We start from the raw sequence: 20,950 nt of genomic DNA, 5'->3' as shown, positions 1-20,950 counted from the left end.
CAACGTGGAAAAGCATCGATCATACCAGCGAAGGGAGGTCAGATGACCAGCCCAGCAGGTCTTCTGGCGATTCAGAAAGACGCGATGCAGCGAGCCATCGCCGGGACGGACGAGGCGACCAATGGCTGCAACAACATCCACACCCGGGTGGCGGAGCAGATGGCGGTGCTCGCGCACCACTACTCCGGCGAGTCGGCGACGGCGTTCCAGAACGTGATGCACGAGTGGGACAACGACTTCCAACGGATCTTGCAGGCCGTCAGGTTCCTGCACGACAACCTGGTCGCGAACCTGCAGGGCCTGGGCGCGATGGAGCAGCACAACGTCGACATCGCGGTCCGCCGCGGCTGACCTGCCCCAGATCGAGAAAGGACCGCCAATGCAGCCCGACATCCACATGCGTTACGAGGGCGTCGACCAGACCCGCGACGTGCTGCGCGCCGCGACGCGCGAACTCGAAGGCGTCCTCGAGAACTTGACGAACCTGTTGAACAGTCTCAAGGACGGACTCGTCGGCAACTCGCCCGATGCGTTCCGGCAGGCGCACGGCGTGTGGCACACGGCCACCGGGGAGATGAACGCTCAGCTGAACAACAGCAACATGAACCTGGGCATCATCCGCGACAACACCAGCCACACCGACAACAGGCTCGCGCTCACCTGGTCCGACATGGGAAGTCTCTAGTCGTGGCCCCGGGCACGTTCGCGTTCGACAAGGACAACCTCACGAACCTGAGGAACAAGATCGCCAACCTGAACAACGACCTGATGGGGGACCCGGAAGTCGTTGCCTTGCAGGAGTGGGCAGCCACCAACCTGTGGGACACCTCGACGTGGAACTCGTCGATGAACGGGGGCGGGGGCGGGGGCGGCGGTGGCGGCGGCGGCGGTAAAGCCCTCCTCTCCCTGAAGCCCGGAAACCTGGAGAATTTCCCCGCGGCGAGCCTCGTGGCGACCCGCGGGACCAGCTACGCCTCGTCCGTCGTCAACGCCGTCAACTGGGTGCACGACGTGCTCACCAATCTGACGACCAACATCGACTTCACCATCAGAGCGGTCGAGAACTCCGAGGAGCAGAACACGTTCACGGCCGGGCGGGCAATGACGTACTTCAAGCAGACCGTCAACGGCCTGGGTGGTCCATCGGTGCAGGGGCCTCCGACCATCTCGATCAACGGGACCTGACGCACCGGAGAGGGGAACAGCCGTGCCCGACTCGCTTCCGGCCGCGCAATGGTGGGAATCGGCGGTCAACGTGCTCTCGGGTGGCTCGTTCTCCGCGGTGCCGGACCGCGCCACCATTCTGAGCGGTTCGTGGCTCACCAGTCACCACTTCAGCTGGACGAGCGGCAAGCGCCACGTCATCTACACCTACGGCTACCAGACGTGGCAGGCGTATGCGGACTATGACTCCAACAAGATCGCCTCGGACGTGCCGTCCAGCGATTGGCAGAAGTTCTACGACGGCGCCTTCACCATCATGTCCGGCTCGACGCGGCTGCCGTACCAGACCGAGACCGCGCAATGGGATTCGTTCCGGGCTCCTGACGGGCTCTCCGGGCCGATCACAGGAGTGTTGGACTGGCTGAATGCCAACACCGGGACGATCCGCGCGATGCGGAATTCGGTGGCCGAGGACGAATCGACGATCCACGGCCAGGCCGCCGACGTGATCTGGCAGATCCTCGACCGCTTCGAGTACGGCATGAACTTCGTCGCCGGCCAGTTGCAGAAGGGACTGGACTACCTTCGGGAGGCCGCCGACCTCCTGGTCCGGTACCACGATGCGTTGGTGGCCGCCTGGAACAGGTGGATTGCGGGCGACAGCGGCACGTCCTTCGACACCGGCAAGGGGTATCAACTCCCGGACTCCCCGCGGCTGGTCTCGCCGGTGGGCTGCCTCAACGCGATGGCTCGGGTGCTCACCTTCAACAACGGCATCGCCGACGTGGAGCGCGGACTGGCCCTGCCGGTGCCGGACCACTTCGCCCCGAACCACGGCCTCGCATCCTGGGGCATGTGGCAGGAGATCGAAGCGGGTGCCAAGAGGGTCTGGCAGGAGAAGCTGAAGCAACTGGACGCACCGGAGATCAAGACGGCGTTCGACGCGCTCGTGGACAAGTACCGCATGAGTACCAGCGCTCTGCAGCTCACCGCTCCCGTGTTCCCGCCCATCGACGCCGGGTCGCCGAACGGCCCGAACGGGGGCGGCTCCGGCGGCCCGAACGTGAACGACCTGGTCAACAACCTGCTCAACAACAGGCCCAGCCCGCCGCCGGGCGCCGAAGGTGCGGGCGGCGGCCCGAACCTGGACGACCTCACCGATGCGCTCGGTGGGGACGGTGGGGACGGTGGTCTGAACCTGGACAACCTCACCGATCCGCTGGGTGGGGACGGTGGGGACGGTGGTCTGAACCTGGGCGACCTCACCGATCCGCTCGGTTCGGACGGCGGTCTGAACCTGGGCAACCTCACCGATCCGCTTGGTTCGGACGGCGGTCCGGTTGGCGGATTCGTTCCGCCGCTGCTGCCGCCCACCCTGCCCCCGGGCGGGTTGACCCCGCCTCCGGGTGGTCCAGGCACGGGCGTCGACGGTTACCTCGTGCCGGACGGCAAGGGCGGATACGAGTACCACCCGTCGTCGGACTTCATCACCACCCCGGCACCGGCGGGTGCCGTTCCCGGCCGGATGATCACCGGACCGGACGGCAAGCAGGTCTTCCAGCCGTCCTCCATCGGCTCGACCCCCACGGCCCCGGAGAACAGCACGCCCGGTTTCCTGGTGCCCGACGGCAAGGGCGGATACGAGTTCAAGCCTGCGTCGGAGTTCCCGAACGCCTCCGACGTGCCCACCGGCTCGATCGCGGGCTACCAGGTCAACGACGGCGACGGCAAGAGCCACTTCGTCCCGTCGGGCGCCGGTGCCGGCCTCGACGACGACCCGCTGAACATTCCGCCGCTGAACATTCCCCCGCTGACCAACCCCCCGCCCATCTCCTACGCGCCGCCGCCGACGGTCTCGAGCGGGACCGGGCTGGACGTCGTGAGGCCCGCCCAGCTGTCCGTGGACAGCAACGGCGAGTACCTCACCCCGCCGGCCCCGATCTCGAACTTCAATACTTCGTCGACCGACCCGAGCACCGGCCAGAGCACGGGAAGCAGCTCTGGCGTCTCCTTGGGTGCGGCCGGGCCGGCCGCCGCGCAGCCGGTCGGCGGTGGCGTGCCCCTGTACCCGCCGACGGCCGGGATGGGCGGCATGGGCGGCCAGGGGGGCCAGGGGGGCCAGGACCGCCAGCGCACCACTTGGCTGTCGGAGGACGAGAAGGTCTGGGGCACCGACCGGCCCGTCGCGCCGGCCGTGCTGGGTCGCGGCAAGCGCAAGCGCCGGGCCGGGGAGGAAGAGGAGTTGGACTATGCAACCTTTGGCGGACAACGACCCCGATCGCATGCTGGCCAGTCTGAACGACCTGAGGACCAAGATCGCCGCAGCCAGGGAGGAACTGGCGGCACGGCGGGTGTCTGAGATGTCCAAGGACCACCTGGTCACGGCGACCATCGGGCCGGGTGGTGCGCTGGTCGACCTGAAGTTCAACACCACGGCATACCGGTCGATGGCACCGGCGGAACTGGCCAACGTGGTACGGGAGACCGTCGAGCGCGCCCGGAGCCGGATGCAGCGGGAGGTGATGGAGACCGTCCAGCCGTTGATGCCCGGCGGGGTGCAGATGCGCGACGTCGCCGAAGGGCGGTTGTCGGTGGAGGAGTTCCTAGAGGAGGCCCGCAGGGGCCGGGAAGGGGGCCTGTGATGGCCGTCTACGACGCCAATCCGGAGGAGATGGCCCGCCGCACACGGATCCTGGAGGCCGTGGCGACCGGCGTCGCAAAGGTGTTCGGGGACCACCAGAACCGGTGCGCGAGCATCGGCAACGTCTGGGGCACCGACGAGCTGGGCCTGCAGTTCGCGTCGCGGTACGTGCCGAGCCAGAAACAGTTCGACGAGTTCTCGGGCAACGTCGTGACGGGTGTGCGGACGTCGGTCGACGCGGTCGTGGACAGCGCCCACCAGATCCACGTCACCGAACAGAACAACACGCTGCACGGCGCGGCACGGCCGAAATGAGTCTGGGCCGGGTTCCACAGGAGGTCGTCAACCTGTTCGAGGGGTTGACGGGCATGAAGTGGCCGCAGATGGATCCCGACCAGATGTACGCGCTCGCCGCCGTCTACCACGACACCAGCAAGAGCATCACGGACACGTTGCCGGAACTGTTCAACAAGGGCGTCACCGAGCTCACCGAGACGTTCCACATGAGCGCCACGGATCCGTTCGTGAAGTCGATGGCGCAGTTCACCAGCGGCCAACCGAACTATCTCGCGGAACTGGCTCAGACGGCCAGCCAGATCGGCGAGTTCATCGAGAAGACGGCGGCCGACGCCGAGTACAGCAAATACATGATCATCGCTCAGCTCATCCAGCTGCTGATCGAGATCGCGTTCGCGATCTTCATGGCGTCGATGGGGTTCTTCGAGTTCCTGTTCGAGCTCACCCTCAAGTACATCATCACCCGCCAGTTCATCGTCACGGTGCTGCGGAGGCTGTTCCAGGGCATCGCCCAGCACGTGATCATCGGTGTCGTCACCGGCGTGGCGATGGACCGGATCATCCAGCGCATCCAGATCAGCAAGGGCCACCGCGACGGCTATGACAACAAGCTGCTGGTGCAGGCCGTCGAGTTCGGCGTCATCGGCGGCCTGCTCGCGGGGCCGCTGGCGAGGGCGGGCGCCGGCCTCGGCAAGGGCATCGGCAAGGGCCTCGGCCGGGACCTCACCGGCCTGCTCGGCACCGCCATCGGCAAGACACTGACCAACAGCTTCGGCGACGCCCTCTCCAACGTGGCCACGAACGCGCTGGCCCGGGATCTGTCGAAGGTGTTCGCCAAGGACATCCAAGGATTCCTCAGGGGTTTCGGCGACTCGGGCATCGTGCGGCTGGCCGGCGGTGTGGCCCAGGCGTTCGAAAAGCACCTCGGCGGTGTGCTCGGCGCCGACGTGGCCCGGCGACTCGGCCGGGCCTACGCCGAGGCGCTGGCCGCGAACTGGGGGAAGGAGAGCCTGGAGGCCGCGCTGCGGGGCGTGGTCCGCGAGGCCGCGGAGTCGGCGGGTGAACGGGCCGGCACGCTCCTGCGCGCGGAGGCCAACGTGCTCGCCAAGGACCTGCCGGACGCGATCAGGAAGGTGCTGAAGGAGAGCCCTGAGGGGACCATCCTCTACCGGGCCGGCTACCAGGTCGGCATGGCGACCTCCGAGTTCGGCCACGGCAGTTTCACCGAGGGCTTCTACAACCTCATCTTCGATCCCAGCCACAGCTTCACGATGACCTGGCAGTCCGGCGCCGCGTCGGCCGCGTTGAGCCGCGCCGCCCACATGGGTCAATGGGGAGCGCTGTCGATCGCCGACAGGTTCTGGCCGGACCGGCCGACGATCCCGGGTCTGTTCGAGAAGTACCTCGGTCTCGGTGTGACCGGGATGCCCCGGGGGGCGGACCCACCACTGTGGTCTCCGCCGCCTTCCAGCGCCGGCGGCTCCGATCTCCCCTTCTTCCTGGACGATGTCAGGATCCCCACCACGGCCGGTGCGGCTCCGCAGACCGCTGCCGAGACCCCGCCGCCCGAGGCCACGACCACTGTGGACAGCTCCGGCCGGTCCACCACCGTGGACAACGGGCAACCGGCCCCCGCGGGCGGTGTCAACCAGCGAGCCGCGGCGGAGGGCCACCCCGCGCCGCCCCCTGTGGGTGGTGCCAGCCAGCGAGCCGCAGCGGAAGGCCACCCCGCGCCGGCCGCCCCGGTGGCGCCGCCGCCCCGCCGGTTCGCTGAGGACGGTGCCCGTGCCGCCGGCTGGGAGCGCACGCAGCGGGACATCGCCGGCGAGTACGACGCAAAGCTCGCCGAGAGGGCGCGGGTCCAGCACACCATGGCCGCCGCGCGGCCCGGGATCGACGCCGGCTTCACCCAGTGGACCCAGCAGCGGGTCGAGGACGGCTCGATCCGGAGCCTCGCCGACGCCTTCGGCATCCCCGCCACGTACCTGACCCCGGAGCGCCTCGCCGAGGTGCGCGAGCACGCCATGGAGTCGATCACCGACCAGGTGACCCGGTTCGCCGACACCACGCCGGAGCGCGTGCTGGACGGGCTGGCGGGGGAGTTCGACCGGCAGGCCCTGCGCGTGGCCGGCCAGGTGGCCGCCGACCGGCTCGTCGAGCGGTACTTCGACATGAACCAGAGGACGATCGGCGGTCCCGAAGCCGCTGCCCGCAACACCCTGGCGGCCATGCCACCGGAGGTCGCCGCCGCGGTGAAGGAGTCGGTCGGCAAGTCCGTCCGGTCCTTCCTGGACGAGAAGCTGGCACCGGTGCTCGCACCGGGGAGCCGGGGCATCACCGTCCGTGCCGCGGACGCGCTGCGCATCGTCGGGGAGGTGCCCGCCGGGCTGCCGGCCAAGGTGGACCTGGAGACCGGGCGGCTCGCAGCCCAGGACGAGGCGGCCGAGGCCTTCGCCGCGGCCGCCGCCGAACACCTCGGCCAGCCACCCGAGCCGCCGACGCAGAACACCGACCCGGTCACCCAGTTGCTCAGCGAGTTCCGTCAGCACGCCGTCGAGCACCTCAAACTCGGCTACGTCGCCGGGGTGGCCGCCGCCTTCCACAACACCTACGGGCATCTGGACCCGTACGCTCCCGCGCCGAAGGACGGCACCCCCGAGGCCGACTGGAACGAGCAGGTCGCCGCACTCACCGGCAAGCTGCCCGGCCAGTTGCGCGAAGTGGCGGCGTGGGACAAGCCGCTGCTCGACCGGTGGGACCGGCTCAGCACCGTCAGCCAGCAGTGGAAGCAGCGCGCCAGGCCCGACTCCGCCGACCTGTTCGACCGCTTCGGCCTGGACGGCAAGGAGCCGGGCGCGGCCGCGCTCGACGCGGTGCGCAACAGCCTCTTCCGCGACCTGGGGGAGGGCTTCCGCAGCGTCTACCCGGACGGCCCGGGCGCCGAGCCGGACCCCGCGAAGGCCGCCGAGTGGGATGCCAAGGTGGCGCAGGTCGTCGGGACGCTGCCGCGCACGATCGCGGTCGCGACGGCCCGTGAGGTCGCGAAGCAGGAGGCCGAGGCCCGCTTCGCCGAGCACCTGTCCGGCCGCGGCCTGGTACCCCTCGGGCAGGAGGCGATCGACCGGGTGAGGTCCGGCTACCTGGAGCGCGTGGACGCGGCCTTCACCGCGCACTTCAAGGCCGGTGAGCCGGGCGACTCCGCCGCGTACGGTGAGCACGTCGACCGGCTCACCGGCGAACTGGACGAGCACCTCGCCTTCGAGTCCGACGCCGCCGAGGGACTGACGCGGGCCGGAGCCATGTTCGACGGTCTCGCCGGCCGGCACACGACCGACGAGGCCGTCCGGGACGAGCTGGCGCCCGAGTTCCGCGACGACTGGTTCCACGCGTTCCACGAGACGTGGGCACCGAAGGACGGCGACGCCTACGACTGGCTGCGCCACGAGGGAGAGCACGAGAACGCGTTCCAGTCCGCCCGGCCACGCACGGAGTCCCGGGATCCGGTCGACGCCGGCGAGCTGGTCGAGTACCGGGATCCCACACGGACGAGCCCCGCACGTTCGAGCTCGGTCGCCGTCGCCGGCTTCCCGGAGCCGGAGGCCAGCCGGCCGTCGACCGTCTCGGAGCCGAAAGCCGGGCCGGACCTCACCACGAGCGACGTGCGGGATCAGCCGCCGGCCCCCCAGCTGTCCCGGTCGCCGGAGCGGGCTCGCCCGGATGGGCAGTCGCGGGTGCTGGACGTGGACGGGGTGTGGGTGCATCCGTTGACGGGTGTGCGCACGCGGGCGGCTTTCGACGTGCGGCTGACCGGTGAGGGCGGTCGTCCGGCCGCGGAGCTGACCCTCAGATTGAGGATCGTGCCGGATGCGGCGCTCGCGGCGCGGGACCTGGTGACGACCTGGGATACGGTTCGCGCGGCGGTGGAGGAGTACTACAACGCCCCGCGGTATGAGTTCCGCAAGTACGGCACCGCGAAGTTCAGCGTGGTGCCGGTCACGGACGGGCCGGCGCATCAGGAGATCGCGCTCGGCCGGCATGCGCGGGTGACGCAGCGCAGCTGGCGCCCGGACATGACGGCTCAGGAGATCGCTCACGAGCTGGGCCATAGTTTCGGTTTCCTGGAGGAGCACCGGCAGCCCGGCGATCCGGAGACGGTGCTGGACGTGCCCGGCTCGTTGATGGGGAGATTCCGCGCGCCGGTACCGGAGGATCTTCCGGCCGAGCCGGCGGACGGGGAGCTGCCGCCGGGTGGCATGCGGCAGCGGTACCTGGATCTGACGGAGCGTCTGATCGACGCGCGCATCGACGGTGGCCCACTGCCTCGGCCGTTCCCGCAGACCGTGGACGGGTTCGCCGAGCCGCACCTGCCGAGTCTGGAAGCTCCCGCCGGTGCTGCCGTGCCGGTACCGCATCCCGGCGCAGGCCTGACCGAGGTGCAACGGCACGCGCTGTCGGTCGCCGCGCAACGCGGCGCGGCGGCACACGATGCGAACCGCGCGGCGCTGATGGACCGCGTCCGCGCGATCAACGAGCGGGCACAGACCGGCTATCCCGTGGACGACCCGGTGCTGATGGAGCAGATCCTCGAAGCCGCCCACCTGCACCTGCAGACGATGCCGATCGCGCGCAACATCGATCTCGGCCGCGCGCCGAGCGGTGCGCCGAGCCATGCGGGGCGGCGGGCGGAGACGTGGGCCGAACACCTGACGCGGCGGGAGCGCTTCCCGACCTACTGGGAGAACGGCTACACCACCGGCACGCCTTTCCGGGGCGGTCGCGGCTGGGTGGAGGAGCAGCAGGGATACGCGTCGGTGCTCAACCGCGTCTCCGGTGATCCCGCCGACATCCGGGACAGGGCCGCGGAATTCGACCCGACCGATCCGACGGCGCTGCCGGTCTACGGCGCGCTGCTGTCCGGGCTGCAGCACGGCGGGACATACGGTTACGGCTCCACCGTGCTGTACCTGAAAGAAGAGGTTCGTCAGCGGGCGACCTACACCCCGCAGGACAGCGCCGCGCCCGGTCTCTCGGGCATCGCGGGGTACACCGACCACAAGCACCTCTACGGCCTGCTCGCGCACGGGCCGCAGGACAACGTCCGGCTGGTCCTGGGTGGCGTCACCGGGTTCCGCTACGACGAGGAGATGCGCGGCGACATCAAGCGTTTGGGGTACGCGGCCCTCGGGCGGTACTTCGAGGCCCAGATCCACGGCGGCATGTCGTGGCACGACGTCGCGAGGGTGACGGTGAACTGGGGCGACCTGCATGGGTCACTCACCAGGAACACCACGCGCGAGGAGGCGCAGGGGCAGGTGGACTTCCTGCGCGCCTTCGCCGCCGAACACGGCTACACATTCAAGATCGAGCTCGGCGTGGAGATCGGATCTCCCGACGGCCTGCTCCGTGCCGAGACCTCGCGCGCGCTGGAACTGTTCGAGGCCGACGCCGACGACCACGCCGACCGATCCACCATCGCGGTGCTGGACCGCCTGGCCAAGGACACGCCGTTCCCGAGCCGGGCCAACCGGGACGAGATGTTGCTGCTGGCCGACCGCGTGCGCATCGGCGGCTCCGATCCGGGCACCCGGCTGAGGGAACTGTTCGACCGGACCCGCGGGATCGTCGCGAACGGTGGTGGCATCGACGAGGCTAGCCGTGAGCTCGGACTGCCCGGGCCGCACCAGGGACCGTCCGCTGAGCAGATCCTGGCCGACCTGCGCTCGTCGGCACGAGTCACGGCCCCGGCGGACGGGCTGCTCGGGCCGGATCTCTTCGGGCTGCGCGAGGCCCCGCCGCCGCCGTCATTCCTGTCCGGCCTCGACCAGAGCCAGATCCCCACCAGCATGTTGTGGGGCTTCTTCCACAAGTTGAACATGGCCGCGGTACCCGAGGACCGCCTGTCCGACACTCCGCTGCGACTGTCCGACTTCTTCGACGCTCCGGCGTCCGTCGTGACAGTGGAACGTCAGGGCGACCCTCGTGAGTGGTCGACCGGTGCGAGGCTGCCGGACGACATGGAAGACATTCCGCAGTCCATGGAGATGCCCGTCCTGCTCCACTCGCCTTGGCTGGGCAGCCCGCTGGCCGCGGATACAGCTACCAAGCAGGAGTTCCAGGAAAACCTGGCCGAGATGGCCGCAGCCGGTGTCCCGGTAGTGCTCTGGACCGACATCCCCCGGGCCACGTTCCACCTCGCCGAGGAGGCTCCGGAGAACGTCGAGGGTCCGTTGGCCGGCGTGCGGCAGATGCTGGACTGGGCCCGGCGACACGACATCTGGCTGATCAATGTGGACGAGATCTTCCATGCTGATGCACCGATGCGGCTCGCCGCCCAGTACCGGATGGAAATGGCCAAGCGGATGGGCCTGGGGTATGCCGCGGCGAGCGACATCGTCCGGCTGGAGATCGAGCGGCGCTTCGGCGGCGGGCACACCGACCCCGACAATCGCATCGAGGTGCCCGAATCGGTGGCCGTTGATGAACTCCTGCGGTCGCAACTGGGGCCGGACGGCTTCGCAGTCCACGCCCTGGAACTGTCCGGCGGTGTGGAGGTGGCCAACTCGGCCATGCTCGCGGCCCGCAACCACCCGTTTGTCAACGCATACCTTGATCGGATCGCGCACAACTACACGCTCCCCCAGTCCCAGCTCGGCCCCGGCCACAACGTCACCGACCGAGCGTCGGCCGAGGCGTGGACCTGGCCGGATCTGCGCCATCGCCGCAGCTCGGTGCTCGCGCGTACCGGCCCGGAGAACCTGACGACGCCGACCTGGGCGGGTTACCCCGATTACCGGGCGTTGCCGCGGCTCACCGCGTTCACGATGGGGTCGGCGCAGAGCTGGCTGCCGTCCCGGCCCTTCGAGCCGGTCGGACAGTTCACCGCGAGTGAGGTGCCCGATGTGGTCAAGGGCGTGGTGGCCACGCTGGTCCGGGAACTCTACAACCGGGACGGCGACCTGCACCTGACCTACGTCGCCCCCGTCGTCGAGGCGCTTCCTGTTCCAGCCGCGGCCTGGCGTGCCGTGACCGACTTCATCCTCGACGAACCGAGCCTGGCGTCACGTGTCACGACGGTCACCGACCGGATACTGGTGGACGACCACGGCCGGCCCGCCGTTGTGCCACTTGACGTGCCCGCGGACGTCCTGCGCAGGTTCGGCCTCGACCCCGCGCCGGCGGATGCGGACCTGCCCGGACAGTGGCGCCTCGGTGAGCTGGCACGGCCGGTCGATCTGACGCTCGCCGAGCCCCGCTCCGGACCGCACACCACGGCTCCGTCGCCCACCCCGCAGCAGGTTCGCCGGGACGGGCAGCCGGAGGTGCTGGATGTGGACCTGGCGTGGGTGAACCCGCGGACCAATGTGCGGTATCGGGCGGCTTTCGACGTGGTGCTGAGGCCCGGGGCCGCGGAGTTGACGCAGCGGTTGACGATCGTGCCGGACGCGACGGTCACGCCGGAGCAGTTGGCGCGGATTTGGGACCAGGTGAGCGCGGCCGAAACCCTGTTCAACGACTCGCCGTACCAGTTCCGTCAGCACGGCCGCCCGACCTTCAGGTTGCCGCAGGCCACGGATTCGCCGGCGCATGCCGTCATCAGCCTGTCGAACCTGAACACTGAGGTGACGCAGTTCCAGTGGCATCCGGACATGGACGTCCGCGCGGTAGCCCACGAACTCGGTCATGGATTCTTCTTCCTGGACGAGTACCGGGGACCCGGCGCCGCGCAGGGGTCGCTGGACGTTCCTGGCTCGTTGATGGGCAGGTTCGACGACCCGGTTCCGGCGGATGTCTTTCCCGAGGCGCCGGAGGGAAGCCTGCGGCAGGGCGGGTTGCGCCAGCGGTACCTGGATCTGACCGAGCGGGTGATCGATGCGCGGATGCTCGCCGGTCCGGCACCGGCGCGCTCCCTGCAGACCGTTGCGGGGACGGACGAACCACACATGCCGAGCACGCGCTCGGTCAATGCTCGAGTGGCCAAGCTGGAGGAGCTCGCCTTCGCCGGGGCGTTCCGCCAGCACACCGGTGTGCAGCCCCGTCCGCTGACGCCGGCGGAGGCCCTGGTGTGGGTGACGAACACGACCGGGTTGGAAGGCAATCCGAATCCGACCACCGAGCAGAAGTGGGAACACCTGCGGAGGCTGGAGCAGCGCAGCGGGGCGATCCCGACGCCGGCGGAGCCGAGCGAAGGTTCGGGGACGCCGATCCGTCAGGAGGTGTTCGCCAGTCGTGACCGGCGTCCGTGGCTCCAGGAGGGAGCGACGCCACCGCCCGGCAAGCCCAACGGTGTTGTCAGGTTCGCGGACGACCACACCGTGCCGAAGGCGGTGCCCTCGGCGTTCGGGCGTGACCGGCCTTCGTTCAAGCTGACCGACGAGATCGCCCGCAGGATCGCTGACGAGCACAATTTGCGCCGGTCGGCGCGCGAAACGATCGCCCGGGACCTGCGGGAGCGTCCGGAGCGGTTCTTCGGCGAGGGGTATCGGCTGCGGATCACCCGAGGGGACGGGACACGGTCCGAGATCATCATCAGAGCCAGCAACTACGGAGAATGGAGCCGGTACTCGGCCGCGGCGACGTTCCGTGCGGAAGTCAAGACGGTCCTCACCAAGTACGGCAAGCGCGCGCTCACCACCAAGCGGCACGTGAGCGACACGGTGGTGCACATCGATGACGTGCACTTTCTGGTGACCGATGGCACGAACCCGCGCGACGGCGCTCCACCGGCCGGTTTCACGGTCCGGAACGGATTGCACTGGCAGCTGTCGAGGGAGGCCACGAAGCCGCGGTCCTTCAGCGACCTGCCGAGCAGGATCACTTACAACGAGGAGACGCGGGTCGGTGAGGTCGAGGTAGAGGGGGTGAGCGCTTCGCTTCAGGGGGCCGCCGACTTCCTCAAGTCGGTCTTCCCGGACCTTACCCCGCAGAGCCCGATCTACCGGGCGGTGCAGGACTTCCTGGCACGCGACCTGACTGAGTACATGCCGCAGATGTTGCAGGGTTGGCTGGATGTGCCGGGCACGAACCCGCCCGGGGTGCGGATCCGTGCGGAAGCGGAGAACGGTCATCTGGCGTACGTCAGCAGGCAACCGCCGGTGCGGCCCGCGGCCCCCAGGCACGGTTCGGGTGGCTTGAAATCGATGTTCACGAGCGGGCCGAAGTCCGATGGGACGCCGATCGTCGACCACTCGGGCCAGTACGGGGTCTACGACACCCGGGTGCGTCTGGAGCTTCAGCGGCTGGACGGCAAGCACCAGCCGATGGGAGATGGTGGCCGCAGTACGTTTCAGCTCGCGCCGGTGACGGCCCGGCTGCGCATGGGCAAGGCCGAGGCGGACCGGGTCGCCGCGCCGACCCTGGCGGAGGCGCGGGTGCAGCCGGTGAGCGTCACCGACCCGAGGCCGCGGTTCGAGGACGTGCAGGAGCCGGTCGAGCGGAAGGCGGTTACCGCCGTCGAACGCACCTGGTGGGATGCCGTGTACCGGCATTACCAGGACCTGCGTGATTTCGTCGGCGACGCCCGGAAGCATGAGCGGCAACTGGAGCTGCGCGGTCAGGACCCGGAGCAGGTGCTGCTACCGGAGATCGTGTACGGCGACAGCTGGCGGTCGGCGTTCGTGGCACGGCACGGGACCGACACGGGTCTGCTGACCGATCCGCCGCCGGTGCCGCCGGACAGGTTCACCGAGCCGCCACCGCAGCGTCCGCCGGCCGGGGGCACGAAAGCCGTGAGTGAGCACCTGGAGGTCGTCCGGGAGTGGCGGCACCGGTTGGATCGGCATCGCCAGGACGTGGAAGCGTTTATCGACCAGGCAGAGCTGTACGAGCGGCGACTCCAGCAGGCCGTCGAGACCGCGCGTGCGGGCGAGGGGGTGGTGGCGCCGTCGGAGGCCGCGCACACCGGCGGGACGACCGCGGCGTCGACGCCGGATCCGGTCCGTCTCGTCTCGATCATGGTCCACGGTGGCAATCATCGGATGGTGGGCCTGTCGGAGCCCATCAACGTGTCCCGCTATGCCCTCGGGAAAGCCTCGCTGAAGGCCGGCCTGCCGTACGCCACGCAGATCGTCGACAAGCTGATGGACCTGGCGCAGGCGAATGGCGTCACGATTCCGCCGGAGCGGCTTCGTGCCTTGCCGATGGAGCTGGCCAACAGCTACATGGAACTGCTGTCGGGCTATCTGCTCAATCTGGGTGGCGCCGAAGTACTGATCGGCATCGATCCTACGCATTTCTGGAAGGTCGCTCACCCGGGCGGCTCCTTCGGTGGCGTTCCAGGGCGCTACGGCGATGACTTTCGCGGCACGCAGGACGAGGCGGCTCCCCCCGCCGAAAGCGCCGGGACGGAGGAGACGACGTCAGCCGCTCCCGCCAGCAGTCCCGCTGCGGGTATCAAAGCCACCGAGGTGACCCACGGCAGGTTCCAGACCGGCACCCATGGCTACGCCCACACCGGCCAGATGGGCGTCACCAACCTCAACGCGACGGCCAGTGCCGGCGTCGGTATCGGTCCGGACATCGCGCACGTCGCCAAGGTCAGCGTCTCGCTGAACGTGACGAAGAACAAGGTGACGAACACCATCAAGGCTGAGCACGACGCCGAGCAGGGCATGGTGGACACCAACCGCGGGCCGCAGGTGGCGGTCGCGGGTGAACCGAACTTCTGGCTGCAGTTCCGCGTCGACGGTGCCATCCCCTTCGCCGATGTGGAGCGGCATGCCATCGACGGGCCGAAGAACGAGAAACTCATCGTCTGGGTGAGCGAGTCCGATCTCGGGCCCCGGCCGGCCGAGACGGTGACCGTGCGGAAACCCCCGGCGCGGGATGCGCAGATGCCGCAGAAGCCAGCGGTCGAGATGCCGCAGCGGCCCGCGAACGACTCTCCGGAAGAGACGCAGCGGTACGAGGCCGAACTGCAGGCATGGAAGGACGCGCAGCGGGATTACTACCTGCGGCTCGGGGAGTATTTCGAGCTGCAAGCACCGCCGATGCCGGCGCGACCGAGGGACGAGAAGCCGCAACGATCCACCGACGAGAGCGAGGCGGCCAGGGAAGAGTACGGCGCGGCGCTGCGCGCCTGGGAGGGCCGGCAGAAGGAATACTTCGACCAGCTCCACGAGTACCATTCCCATTGGCAGCAGTATCTGGCGCACATTCATAACCTGGCCGATCAGCGTGCACGTCAGACGGGTTTGCCGGACATCCTGCACGCCTCCGAGGTGACCGGAAAGGTCGAGCTCTTCGACAACATCGTCAGGGCGCTGCGGGAGCGTGGGCTGGATCTGCCGATCGGCCACCCGACCCGGGAAGACCTCCGGCAGCGAGTGGTGCTGAATCTCAACACCAACCTGAAGGACGCGGCCAACGACGAGAACGGCTACCACTTCACCGTCGGGGGCAGAGGTGGCGACCGGGCCACGGTCTGGATCTTCGCCGAGCGGAACGACGGCGAACTGGTCAGTCCGCCCGGCAAGGGGTCGCAGATCGAGGATGTGCGCACCGCGATCCAGGTCATGAGCGGTAGCCAGGGGGTGGGTCAGGAGACCAAGCTCACGCTGAGCGGCGGTGTCGACCTGATACCGATGCCGGCCGAAATCGTGAAGGTGAGCGCCACGGCCTCCCTGGCGAGGAGTTGGAGCGATTCGGCTGGCCTCGGCGCCGGGCGGGCCGGCCTCTGGGTGCTGGTGAGCCGGTACCGGGGCTACACCAGCGGATATGACGCGTCGGTGACGCTCCGCGCATTCGTCAGCACCTCCAAGAGTTCGGATCTCGGCCGGTACCAGCTCGCACCGCTGCCGGTCAGGGCACGGCTGCAGATTCCCGAGGTCGACGCCTATCTGCATGGCTTCCAGGTGGCCAAGGAAGCGGTGACCGACCCGTCCGACCTGAGCCCGCGGCCGGGAGCCATTCGCGATACCGCGCCGAAGCCCGACGATCCGAAGGCCGTGCCGCTGCCGCAGCATGTGCAGCGGGGGAAGGGCCCCGGTTTCGGTTTGGTGAAGACCGACCAGGGCCCGATCAAGACGATCCACAACGGCCTGCTGGAGGAACTGCGCAGGACCGGTTTCGTGCCGGACCAGCACCATCCGTTCAGCGAGAGCGCGAGCACGCGCGACAGCATGATCGACAACCTGCACTTCCTGAGGAAGATGGTGTCGAGGCAGGGCTTCGACTCGTTCGCCACACAGATGCGTAACGACGGCATGATCTTCACGCTCGTCCGGCGCAGCCCGACCGGCCCCACCAGATACGCCCGGATCACGATCAAGGTCGAGGAAAGCCTTCAGGAGTACACAGATCACGAGGGAAACCGGCACTCCGAGTATTTCGTCCGGTATACCGATGAGCTCACCAACACGAACCTCACCATGGGCATGGACTCGATGGCGCCCAGCATCTCGGGTGGGACGAGGGACTCCGCCGGAATCAGGGCCACCGTCGGATACACCGGCGACAACCCGAAACTGAAGTTCCTGCGGGCGGGCACGGTCGGGTACGAGTTCGCCAAGGGGTACGGCGCGAGTGAGGCGCAGTTCCTCATGACGAACATGCCCTACCTGGCGGAATTTCCGGGCAGACTGGCCGAGTTCCGGATTCCGGGAAAGTTCATCGCGATCATCGAGTACAGCAGTTTGAAACTCGGAGTTCCGCGGCCCATCTCGGTGGACGGTTTCAGCACCCTGCACATCGCGGACTTCATCAACAACCCGCCGAAGGCGGGGGAGCCGGTCATCTCCCAGCCGATGTCGATGAAGATCCTGCAGGACGCCGTTCCACTGTGGGCGGACACCCAGGGCGTGATCGACGCGATCCGCCGGTTGCTGCCGGACATGACCGGCCCCGGAGAGATCAACGACGAGGCGGCGAGCATCTTCGGCAGCAACGTCATCATGCTCGCGCACCTGCCGGAGATCTTCCAGAACACGTTCGTCAGCGACCAGTTCTTCGACCCCGGATTCCTGCGCGACAGCATGGCCGCGATGGCGATAAGGGCCACCCCGGGTGCGATCAGGTACGCCGGCAGCGCCACGTCGAAGTTCGTGCTCGGCTTGATCAAGCTGTGGCTGGCGCAGGCGTCACAGACGGCGACCCGGTCCACCGGGCACTCCCTCACGCTGCAACTGGGCGCAGGCGGGCCCGTCGACGACACCGACATGACCGGCTCATTGGGTGGGAGCATCTCGTGGGGGAAGAGCGAGTCGTATTCCTCGCTCCGTGCCGGTGCGAGAGAGCTTCTCGAGCTGATCTACCAGGACGACGCGGACTCGGTCCTCATCTTCGACGTCGATCTCTCGTACCACGTGCGCGCCGTGAAGGAGCGGCACAGCAAGCTCTGGTCGACTTCGGTCGATCCCCGCACTGAGGTGCCCGTCGCCGGCCGGTCCGCTCTCATTGCGTTGAGCAGGTTCGATGCCCTGGAGCATTACCGCAACGGCGACCTGCCCATCCCCGACGCCGTGCTCCACCGGATACTGACGAACTGGAACGACGGCAAGTTCAAGCTCAGTGGCAACGTCGTCGCCGGTGTGCTGGCCCGGCGGATGTCCTCCCAGGCCCAGTTCGGCGAGTGGGACGGCGCCGTCCCACTCGCCGAATGGGCACGCATCCTGCGGGAGAAGCACAACAGCGGCGAGCTGCATGTCACCGGCGAAACCCTGCAGCAGTTCAACGCCGAGTTCCCCGAGCGCCGCCTCGACGGCGGCGGCAACCCGTTCGCCGACAAGTGGATCCCCCCGTACCTCAAGCGACCGGGTGTCAAGGGGCTCGGTTTCGTCGGCGTCCACAGGCTGACCTTTGACGCCGAGCTGAAGCTCGGTGGTCCGGACGGTGCGCAGCTGATCGCCCTGGCCGCCGATCCGAAGCTCGGTGGTCCGGACGGCGCGCAGCTGATCGACCTGGTGCTCAACCTCGTGCAGGAGTCGCGTCCCGGATTGATCACCAGCGATCCCGAGGTGTGGTACAAGGGCGGGGACGGCGTCATCGGCAAGATGCAGGGTGGCCTTGTCGGTCTGCAGGCGATGGTGGGCGGCAAGCGGGTGGAGCCGATGCTCGAGGACATGATGCACGAGGAGGGCGTCCAGTTCGTCCTCGGCGACCGGAAGGGTGCGATCGGGTTCGGCTTCATCAAGATCACAATGAAGTACCGGCTGACAGAAGAGCCGGCGGTGGTCGAGATGGTCGAACAGAGCGGTATTGAGAGCTATGTTCACGGATACGACGGCCGGAGCGAGACCCGGGCGCAGAACTTCGGCTACTCGGCGAACACGTCGCTCAGAACGGGAGACTCGTTCGGCCACCACAACCCGGACGAGCCCACGAACGACCTCGCGAAGGGCAGCCTCGCGGGCACGCCGGGGGTGAACGCGGCGACGGGTAGCAAGACGGCCATGACCTACTCCGAGACCGAGGTCAAGGAGCAGACCTTCTACGGCTGGAACGATGTGGCCCGAGCCAAGGTGGGGCACCGCCTGAAGATCACGGTGGAGCAGGTAGACCTGGCGGGGGCGCCGGTGACGAATCTGTTCAACAAGATCCACCGCAACGTGACCGGTCAGGGCGCGCGGGTGGAGCGCGAGTACGCCGGCACCACGGTGCTCAAGCTCCCGAGGAGTCTGGTCGACGCGGTGCCGATGATCGGTCCGCACAAGCCGGATTACCGGCCGGTGACGAGATGGCCGGCAGACGCCAACTTCAGCCTCGTCCTGCTCGATTCCGCCATGCCGGTGCTCCGTGGGCTCATGGTCGAACTGGTCGGGAAGGAGGCCGACGATCCGGCCTACCTGTCCAGCCTCTCGGTGCCGGTCGACCTGAGCCGCACCGGCCTGCAGGGCCACCTGCACCAAGCCGTGGCAGGCAACGTGTACGTGCTCGGCACCGACATCGTCCTGCCCGGTCGCACCAGCAAACGCATGACGATATTCATGACCGGCGACGTCTATGACATCCGGGAGGTCGCTTTCTCCGATCTGGGTACCGGCGTCTACGTCAAGAACCAGAAGGGTGGAGCGTTCAGCCATACGTCCGACAGTCTCAGGGCGGGCTGGGGCGCCGGGATGGACAGTGGTGGCGCGGTACACATCAAGGACCAGGCACACCAGACGGCCGACTACGGCGCCGATCAGATGGCCGGGGCGCCGGGCACCGGCTTCAACCAGGCCCACGGCCAGACCAGCACGTATGCCGCGAACACCCGCCTTGAAGACCACAACAAGAGGGTGGACGGACACGTCCTCGTGGAGGTGCGCGGAACGTTCGTCTTCGGGGCGCGGCTGGTGGAGAAGAGCAACTGGCTGCCCGATGACGTGGAGCCGATCGCGTACAGCGAGCCGGTCAGCGGGCCCGTCTACGCCTGGATGCCCGTCGGCGAGATGTACATGCTCCGGCAGGGGCTGCAGCCGTTGGACCCGATCGGACCGGACCCGGCCACCTGGCCGCAGGTGCGCGACGACGCGCCACGGCGCGACCTGATCGAACTGCTGGCCGAGGTCGACCGGCAGGGATACGACCAGTTCCAGGCGGCCGGCGAGGTGGCCCAGGCGCTCCGAGCCGACGTGGGGGGTGTCCCGGCGCGGGGCGGCCACGACGCCTCCACCCATCCCGGCCTCGTGCTCATCAGCAGGGATGCGGAGGCGGCCGTCCGCGCCTACGAAGCCGCCCTCGGCAGGGCGCAGCGGGAACTGCGGGGCATCGGCCGGGAAGGGGTCGATGCCCCGCAGGAGATGGGGTCCTGGCAGGAGTCCCTGGAGCGGCGGAAGCCTCCCATCTTCGACCTGCACCCGGTGCCCATCGGTCGGCAGGTGGCCCGCGAGCTCCAGATCAACGTCGAGGTGCGGCATACCGGCCTTGACGGCGTGACAAGGACCTACCGCATCGACCCCCTGGGGCGCCAGGCCGAGTTCGACCCCAACGGGCGGCTGATCGAGCCCGACCCCAACCAGGGCTGGGAGCGGCTCCTGCTCGAAGAGGCAGCCGGGCCCACGTCCGATGACGACGTGCCCAGGAAGAAGTTCTCCGACGTGGAGGAGCCGCGCGACGAGGACGAGGAGTCCTCCGACGAGGATGAGGAGTCCTCCGACGAGGATGAGGAGTCCTCCGACGAGGATGAGGAGTCCTCCGACGAGGATGAGGAGTACTTCGACGCGGAGGAGTTCTTCGACGCGGAGGAGTCCTTCGACGGGCAGGAGCCGCCGGCTGACTCGGTGAAAACACGGGACGCCTCATCGGCGGCAGTGCACGAGCCGGAGCAGCCCAGGGCGGTCATCCACTATGACGAAGACCTGCACCCGAACCCGAATCTGTACTGGAATACCGACCGCAACACGTATCGGGTCGGCAACCACAGCCCGGGCACGGGGTGGGAGGTGGCCGGCCAGTTCTGCGCCTACCTGGCGATACACTGGCTGACCAGCGGCACCCCGCCCACCGGCCTGCGGTTCGACGACCTGAACGAGACTGACCGGCGGGCAGCCGTGTTCAGCCACTTCCTCTGGACTGACCACGGCGGACTCGCCGCCCAGGTCGAGCAGGCCAGGGCGATGTTGTCCGCCCAGAGCCCCGCAGAAAACCAGTCGACGCCAACGATCCGCAGCCAGACCTGGCCGGCCGGCACCCGGATCTGGTTCGGGAATGACCGCCACGCGCTGGCGGCAATCGTGGGATCCAACGGCCAGATCCTGGTCTACGATCCGAACACCGGCATGGTGGAGTCCCGGTCACCATTGGCGTTCGACGCCTACGTCAGAGTTTTGGGCGCGAACGAGTTCGTCGTCGCCGAGCCGCAGCACGAAACAGCCGACGTCGGGTAGGGACGCGAGCCCGGCGGACCCGACCCGGTGGCCTGTTGGCGTGCCG

Annotated in this window: 7 protein-coding genes; 6 read left to right on the top strand and 1 reads right to left on the bottom strand. The window is 68.5% G+C overall.

Annotated features, from left to right (window positions below; all coding sequences use genetic code 11):
* The first annotated feature begins 42 nt into the window (after positions 1–42).
* From AB0H83_RS32045 to AB0H83_RS32025, 5 genes are read left to right on the top strand one after another with little or no spacing between them, the layout of a single operon-like run.
* Positions 43–351: a WXG100 family type VII secretion target gene (locus AB0H83_RS32045; protein WP_360101521.1), complete on the top strand. Its 309-nt coding sequence runs from the start codon at positions 43–45 to the stop codon at positions 349–351.
* 28 nt (positions 352–379) lie between these two features.
* Positions 380–685: a WXG100 family type VII secretion target gene (locus tag AB0H83_RS32040; RefSeq protein WP_360101519.1), complete on the top strand. Its 306-nt coding sequence runs from the start codon at positions 380–382 to the stop codon at positions 683–685.
* 2 nt (positions 686–687) lie between these two features.
* On the top strand, positions 688–1,185 hold the full coding sequence (locus tag AB0H83_RS32035) for a hypothetical protein (protein ID WP_360101517.1): 498 nt from the start codon (positions 688–690) through the stop codon (positions 1,183–1,185).
* 22 nt (positions 1,186–1,207) lie between these two features.
* A complete protein-coding gene (locus tag AB0H83_RS32030) occupies positions 1,208–3,523 on the top strand; it encodes a hypothetical protein (RefSeq protein ID WP_360101515.1) in 2,316 nt (771 codons plus the stop codon).
* Positions 3,414–3,806, top strand: a complete 393-nt coding sequence (locus AB0H83_RS32025) for a YbaB/EbfC family nucleoid-associated protein (RefSeq protein ID WP_360101513.1) — start codon at positions 3,414–3,416, stop codon at positions 3,804–3,806. The genes AB0H83_RS32030 and AB0H83_RS32025 overlap by 110 nt, the downstream gene beginning before the upstream one ends.
* Before the next feature lie 7 nt (positions 3,807–3,813).
* Here the strand turns inward: AB0H83_RS32025 and AB0H83_RS32020 are convergent, their stop codons facing one another.
* The gene (locus AB0H83_RS32020) at positions 3,814–5,364 is read right to left on the bottom strand and encodes a hypothetical protein (protein WP_360101511.1); all 1,551 of its coding nucleotides are present in this window, start codon (positions 5,362–5,364) and stop codon (positions 3,814–3,816) included.
* A gap of 609 nt (positions 5,365–5,973) precedes the next feature.
* Here AB0H83_RS32020 and AB0H83_RS32015 point away from each other — a divergent pair.
* Positions 5,974–20,904 carry a hypothetical protein gene (locus AB0H83_RS32015; protein ID WP_360101509.1) on the top strand — a complete coding sequence of 4,977 codons (14,931 nt, stop codon included), beginning with the start codon at positions 5,974–5,976 and terminating at the stop codon, positions 20,902–20,904.
* The last annotated feature ends 46 nt before the right edge of the window (positions 20,905–20,950 follow it).

The organism is Dactylosporangium sp. NPDC050688 (assembly GCF_040654515.1).
Classification (GTDB): Bacteria; Actinomycetota; Actinomycetes; order Mycobacteriales; family Micromonosporaceae; genus Dactylosporangium.
The sequence above is the reverse complement of the archived record's forward strand: the minus strand, read 5'-3'. Positions and strand labels throughout refer to the sequence as shown.

Coding starts and splice junctions, on each gene's coding strand:
- AB0H83_RS32045 (WP_360101521.1), top strand. CDS start 43: ATGACCAGCCCAGCAGGTCTTCTGGCGATTCAGAAAGACGCGATGCAG.
- AB0H83_RS32040 (WP_360101519.1), top strand. CDS start 380: ATGCAGCCCGACATCCACATGCGTTACGAGGGCGTCGACCAGACCCGC.
- AB0H83_RS32025 (WP_360101513.1), top strand. CDS start 3,414: ATGCAACCTTTGGCGGACAACGACCCCGATCGCATGCTGGCCAGTCTG.
- AB0H83_RS32015 (WP_360101509.1), top strand. CDS start 5,974: ATGGCCGCCGCGCGGCCCGGGATCGACGCCGGCTTCACCCAGTGGACC.